Genomic DNA, 6,501 nt, shown 5'->3' on the forward strand with positions numbered 1-6,501 from the left:
GCCCGGCCTCGCGCAGCGCCTCGAGCGCGCCCGCAGCAACGGCATCGGATGCCGCGAACACCCCATCGAGTCCGGGCTCGGCGGCGAGCAGCGCGCGCATGCCCGCGACACCATCGGCATACGCATAGAACGGCACCCGGGCCACGAGGGCCGGGTCGAACAGGGGACCGAGGGCATCCGTGAACCCGGCCAGCCGGTCGGCTCCCGAGTCGCGGTCGAGGGCGGAGGCGATCATGCCCACGCGCGTGCGGCCGGTGGCCAGCAGGCGCTCCGTGATCGCACGTGCGGAGCTCCGGTTGTCGATGCCGACGAACGGCAATTGCCGCAGGTCCGGCGGATGCCCGACAAACGTCGACGGCAGTCCCAGTTTCTCGATAATGCGCGTGATCGGGTCATTCTTGCGGGCCGACACGACGATGACCCCGTCGACGAAGCCGCCGCTCAGGTACCGGGCGACCCGGTCGGTGTCCCGCTCGGAGTCGATGATGAGGCAGACCATCTGGAAGTCGGCAAGGGACAACGCGGCGTTGGCCCCGAGCAGGATCTCACCGATGTTGGGGTCTTCCAGAAAGAGCGAGTGCGGTTCGTGCACGATGAAACCGATCGCCTGCGAGCGCTGCATGACGAGGTTGCGGGCCGCTGTGTTCGGCACGTAGCCGACCTTCTCGATGGCGGCCTCGATCGCGATCCGCGCCTCGGCGGACACGTAGGGTTCGTCGTTCACGACCCGGCTCACCGTGCCGCGGGAGACCCCGGCCTCGAGGGCGACATCGTGGATCGTGGCACGTTTGCGCCGCCCCGGATTGGTCACCATTCGATAACTGTATCGCCCGTTTCGCGAAATGGTCCTTGACACGGATCGCGATCCGTACTTACTCTGTGTACGTTCACAGATCGGCCGCAGGGTCTTTTTTTCCACCCGGTCTGTGCACGTTCACAGATCATCCGGCGGATGCCGGTGCCAACGACGTCAGGGAGCCGATGAACGCGCGAGCAGCAGTCCAGAACGAGGCGGCATCCGCGGTCCCGTTCGCCCACGACGGCATCGCATACGGGTGTGACTACAACCCCGAGCAGTGGGGCCCGGAGACCTGGGCCGAGGACATGCGGCTGATGCGCGCGGCCGGCGTCGACCTCGTCGCGATCAACATCTTCGGCTGGTCACACATCGAGCCGAGGCCGGGGGAGTACGACTTCGCCAACCTCGACACGATCATCGAGCTCCTGCACGCGAACGGCATCCGGGTCAACCTCGGCACCGGCACCTCCTCGCCGCCGCCGTGGCTGACCACGCTGCACCCGGAGATCCTCCCGGAGACCGAGGACGGCAGCATCCGCTACCCCGGTGGTCGCCAGGCCTGGTGCCCGAGCTCGCCGGTGTTCCGCGAGCACGCCCTCGCCCTCGTCGAGAAGGTCGCCGAGCGCTACGGCCGGCACCCCGCGATCGCGCTCTGGCACGTGTCCAACGAACTCGGCTGCCACAACGCGCTCTGCTACGACGAAGACAGCACGCTGGCCTTCCGGCGCTGGCTCCAGGCGCGCTACGGCACCATCGCCGCGCTCAACGCCGCCTGGGGAACCTCGTTCTGGAGCCAGCACTACGGCGACTGGTCCGAGATCCTCACCCCGCGACTCACCCTCTCGAGCCGCAACCCCGGCCAGGTGCTCGACTTCCACCGGTTCAGCTCCGACGAGCTGCTCGACTACTACCGCAGCGAACGCGACGTCATCCGCCGCCACAGTGCGGTGCCGGTCACCACCAACTTCATGGTCACCGCCCACATCCGCAACCTCGACTACTGGCAGTGGGCGCCCGAGGTCGACGTGGTCGCCAACGACCACTACCTCGACCACCGCCTCGGCGACCCCGTCACCGAGCTCTCCTTCGCAGCGGACCTCACCCGTGGGCTCGCCGGCGGGGCCCCGTGGCTGCTGATGGAGCAGGCGACCGGTGCCGTGAACTGGCAGCCGCACAACCTCGCGAAGGCGCCGGGCGAACTGACCCGCAACTCCCTCACCCACGTCGCCCGCGGCGCGGACGCGGTCTGCTTCTTCCAGTGGCGGGCCTCGCTGCAGGGCTCGGAGAAGTTCCACTCCGCGCTGGTTCCCCACGCCGGCACAGACACCGAGCTCTGGCGCGAGGTCGTCGACCTCGGCGCCATCCTGGACCGGCTCGGCGACATCGCAGGCACCCGCGTCATCGCCGATGCCGCGATCGTCTTCAGCTGGGAGGCCTGGTGGGCCGGGGACGGCGAATCCCGGCCGTCACAGTCGGTCGAGTACCTCGGCCAGATGCACGCCGCATACACCGCGCTGCACCGTCTCGGCATCACGGTCGACGTGATCGCCCCGGACGCCGACCTGAGCGGCTACCGCCTCGTCGTCGTGCCCACCCTCTACCTCGTCACCGACGCGGATGCCGCCGGTCTCGCCGACTATGTCGCGAACGGTGGGCACGCGCTCGTCACCTTCTTCAGCGGCATCGTCGACGAGGACGACCGGGTCCGCCCGGGCGGCTATCCCGGCGCGTTCCGCGAGATGCTCGGCATCCGTGTCGAGGAGTTCTCCCCGCTGCTCCCCGGCCGGACGCTGAGCCTGGACTCCGGGGCGACTGCCGGCCTCTGGACCGAGCGACTGCGCCTCGACGGCGCGACCGCCGTTGCGAGCTACCGCGACGGCCCCCTGCCCGGCGTCCCGGCGATCACCCGCAACGGCTTCGGCCGGGGCACCGCCTGGTATCTCGCCACCGCACTCGAACCCGACGCCCTGCGCGAGGTGATGCGCACGGTCGCCCAGGCTGCGCGGGTCACCGCCCTCGGCCCGGAATCGGACGGCACCATCGAGGTCGTGCGTCGCGCCGATGCGACGCACAGCTACCTTTTCGTCATCAACCACGGCCACGCCGAGATCGAGATCGCCGCCAGCGGGCACGAACTCGTCACCGACGCCGCCGTCGACCGCATTGTGCGCGTACCGGCCGGCGCCGTGCGCGTCATCAGAGAGGACACGGCAGCATGAGTGCTTCCACCGCCCGATTCACGGATGTCCCGGGCGACACCCGCACGGCCCGCCGGCTCGCCGGCCGGCCCGGCCCCCGCCCGGCGAAGCCGCGGGTGCAGCACAAGCGCGCGATCCTGATCTTCGTGCTCCCCTTCGGCGCCCTGTTCTCCCTGTTCTACCTCGTGCCGATCGGGTACGCGATCTACGAATCCCTGCTCGTGATCAAGCGCGAGGGCACCTTCGGCGCGGCGACCGAGGTCTTCGGCGGACTCAGCCAGTACGTCCTGGTCTTCCAGAACGGCCCGTTCTGGCAGTCCGTCGGCCGGGTGCTCGCCTTCGGCGCCGTGCAGGTGCCGATCATGCTCGGGCTCGCGCTGCTGTTCGCGCTGCTGCTCGACTCCCCGCTCGTGCGCGGCAAGAAGTTCTTCCGCCTCGCGTTCTTCGTGCCATACGCGGTACCGGGCGTCATCGCCGCGATCATGTGGGGCTACCTCTATTCACCGAACCTGTCGCCGTTCAGCGCGGTCACCCAGAACATCAACTTTCTCTCGGCGGACCTCGTGCTCTGGGCCATCGCGAACGTCGTCACCTGGGTCTACGTCGGCTACAACATGCTCATCATCTACTCGGCGCTCCTGGCCATCCCGACCGAGCTCTACGAGGCCGCCCGTCTCGACGGCGCCGGGCAGCTGCGGATCGCCTGGTCGGTGAAGATCCCGTTGATCATGCCCGCGATCGTGCTCACCGCGATCTTCTCCATCATCGGAACCCTGCAACTCCTCGCCGAGCCGCAGGTGTTCCGGAGCTTCAGCTCCGCCGTGACGAGCACGTTCACGCCGAACCTCACCGTGTACACGACGTCGTCGATCCCCAACGTCAACCTCGCCGCCGCGTTCTCGGTGGTGCTGGCCCTCGCCACCTTCGTGCTCTCGTTCACATTCCTCAAGTTCACGCAGCGGAAGGAAGCCCAGTGAGCACCCTGACCCCCACCCCCGGCCCGGTGCGGCCGGCCCGTCGCATCCGCTCGACCCCCGGTTCGGCCCCACGTGCCCAGCGGGAGAACCCGTTCGCCCGGGCCAGCGCCATGATCGTGATGGGAGTCTTCACGCTCTACTTCCTGGTGCCGGTCTGGTGGCTGCTCGTCGCCGCCACGAAGGATCGCGCCCAGTTCACCGGCACGAACCCGCTCTGGTTCGCGGACTTCTCCCTGTTCCAGAACATCGGCGCCCTGGTCAGCTACCGCGACGGCGTCTACCTCAAGTGGATGCTCAACAGCGCGCTGTACGCCGGGCTCGGTGCCCTGGTCGGAACGATCATCGCCGGCATGTGCGGGTACGCCCTCGCCAAGTACCGGTTCCCCGGGCGCGAACTGATCTTCAACGTCGTGCTCGGCGGGGTGCTCGTGCCCGCAACCGCGCTCGCGCTGCCGCTGTTCCTGATCTTCAGCCAGATCAGCCTCACCAACACGTTCTGGTCGGTGTTCCTGCCGAGCCTGGTCAGCCCGTTCGGGGTCTACCTCGCCCGCATCTACGCCTCGGCGAGCGTGCCGGACGAACTGATCGAGGCGGCCCGCCTCGACGGTGCCGGCGAGGTGCGCACCTTCTTCACCGTCTCGGTGCGGATGATGGTGCCCGCCCTCGTCACCGTGTTCCTCTTCCAGTTCGTCGCGATCTGGAACAACTTCTTCCTGCCGTTGATCATGCTGCGCGACGAGACCTTGTTCCCGGTCACGCTCGGGCTCTACGGCTGGAACTCGCAGGTGAACCAGATCCCCGTGCTGCGCGACTACGTGCTGATCGGCGCGCTGCTGTCGATCATCCCGCTGATCATCATCTTCCTGCTCCTCCAACGCTTCTGGCGGAACGGCCTCAGCGCCGGCTCGGTCAAGTAGCCCCCTCACCTCACCTCCGCTTCACCCACAGCACCACCCGCCCGGAATGCCGGACGGTTCCTTTCCCAAGAGAAAAGAAGAAGACACATGCGAATGAAGAAAAGAGCGGTCGCCGTTGCCTTGCTCGCCGCAGCTTCGGTTGCGCTGACCGGCTGTTCCGCCTCGACGACAAGCTCCGGCACCGCCGCCGCAGCCTGCGCACCGTCGACCGGCAAGGTCGACCTGACCTTCACCACCTGGGTCCCCGGCATGGAGGACGCCGTCGCCGTGTGGAACAAGGCGAACCCCGACATCCAGGTGAAGGTGCAGACCGGACCCAACGGCAACGGCGGCACCTACCAGAACTTCTTCAATCAGCTCAAGGCCGGCAACGCGCCCGACCTCGGCCAGATCGAGTATGACGCGCTGCCAAACTTCCGCGTGCAGGACGGCCTGACCGACCTCGCCGCCTGTGCCGGCGTGCTCGACGCGAAGAAGGACTTCGTCGACTGGACCTGGGGACAGGTCAACTTCGGCGAGGACAATGCCGTGTACGCGATCCCGCAGGACGCCGGCCCCATGGCCATGTTCTACCGCGCCGACCTGTTCAAGGCCAACAACATCGCCATCCCGACCACGTGGGCCGAGTACACCGCCGCCGCAGAGAAGATCCGCGCGACCGGCGGCTACATCACTAACTTCTCCCAGAGCGACATCAACCAGTTCGCCGGACTCGTCTGGCAGGCCGGTGGCACCTGGTTCAAGAACGACGGCACCAACTGGACCGTGAACCTGACCGACCCGACGACGGCGAAGGTCGCCGCGTACTGGCAGGACCTGATCGACCGGGACCTCGTCTCGACCAACCCGCCGTGGACCGACGAGTGGAACAACGCCTACAACACCGGCAGCGACTGGACCTGGAACTCCGCCGCCTGGGGCGCCAACTCCATCGCGAGCGGCGCACCGGACACGGCCGGCAAGTGGGCCGTCGCCGAGTCCCCGCAGTGGGCCGCCGGCGACACGGCCAGCGGTAACTGGGGCGGTTCCTCGACCGCTGTCTTCAAGGGATCGAAGCACCCCTATGAGGCCGCGAAGTTCGCGCTCTGGCTGAACACCTCCGATGAGGCGCTCACCCTGCTGAACAAGTCCGCCAACCTGTACCCGGCGGCCAAGTCCGGTCTGGAACTGCCCGCGCTCAAGGCCGGAGTCGACTTCTACGGTGGCCAGGCCATCTACGACGTCTTCTCGAAGGCCTCCTCGCAGGTCTCGCCCGACTTCGTCTGGGGTCCGACCATGACGCAGACGTACAACGACGTCTCCGACGGGTTCAAGGCCGCGGTCACCAAGAAGGGCACCCTGATCGACGCCCTCAAGACCGGCCAGACGGCTACGATTGCGGCCATGACGGCGCAGTCGATTCCCGTCAACAAGTAGGGCTCTCCCAGCAGCTCCCCAGCAGCTCCCCAGCAGCTCCCCAGCAGCTCCCCGGGAGCGATCCGTACCGACCCGTTCACGCAGTGTGAGCAGTTAGCAGCGATCCACGTGACTCACACTCCGTCGACGGACTCCCCGGCGGGCCTGTATTACCTCCGTGCCGCGGGCACCAGCCTTGTGCTGGACGCCCGCGG

At 67.7% G+C, this 6,501-nt stretch carries 5 protein-coding genes; 4 read left to right on the forward strand and 1 reads right to left on the reverse strand.

What is annotated here, in order from left to right; genetic code table 11:
- The coding region (locus QN345_RS14025; protein WP_323508770.1) for a LacI family DNA-binding transcriptional regulator at window positions 1–814 on the reverse strand (814 nt) is incomplete at its 3' end.
- Window positions 815–981: 167 nt separating this feature from the next.
- On the opposite strand from QN345_RS14025, the gene QN345_RS14030 reads away from it, so the two are divergent.
- The 4 genes from QN345_RS14030 to QN345_RS14045 all read left to right on the forward strand — a co-directional run bounded on the left by QN345_RS14030 (window position 982) and on the right by QN345_RS14045 (window position 6,307).
- Window positions 982–3,018, forward strand: a complete 2,037-nt coding sequence (locus tag QN345_RS14030; RefSeq protein WP_322140924.1) for a beta-galactosidase — start codon at window positions 982–984, stop codon at window positions 3,016–3,018.
- Complete coding sequence (locus QN345_RS14035; RefSeq protein ID WP_134445948.1) at window positions 3,015–3,974, forward strand: carbohydrate ABC transporter permease; 960 nt, start codon at window positions 3,015–3,017, stop codon at window positions 3,972–3,974. The genes QN345_RS14030 and QN345_RS14035 overlap by 4 nt, the downstream gene beginning before the upstream one ends.
- 110 nt (window positions 3,975–4,084) lie before the next feature.
- A complete protein-coding gene (locus QN345_RS14040; RefSeq protein WP_134446013.1) occupies window positions 4,085–4,891 on the forward strand; it encodes a carbohydrate ABC transporter permease in 807 nt (268 codons plus the stop codon).
- Between the two features lie 87 nt (window positions 4,892–4,978).
- Window positions 4,979–6,307: an ABC transporter substrate-binding protein gene (locus QN345_RS14045; RefSeq protein WP_198413369.1), complete on the forward strand. Its 1,329-nt coding sequence runs from the start codon at window positions 4,979–4,981 to the stop codon at window positions 6,305–6,307.
- Window positions 6,308–6,501 lie beyond the last annotated feature (194 nt).

The sequence above is a fragment of the Cryobacterium sp. 10I1 genome (assembly GCF_035019805.1).
GTDB lineage: Bacteria > Actinomycetota > Actinomycetes > Actinomycetales > Microbacteriaceae > Cryobacterium > Cryobacterium glucosi.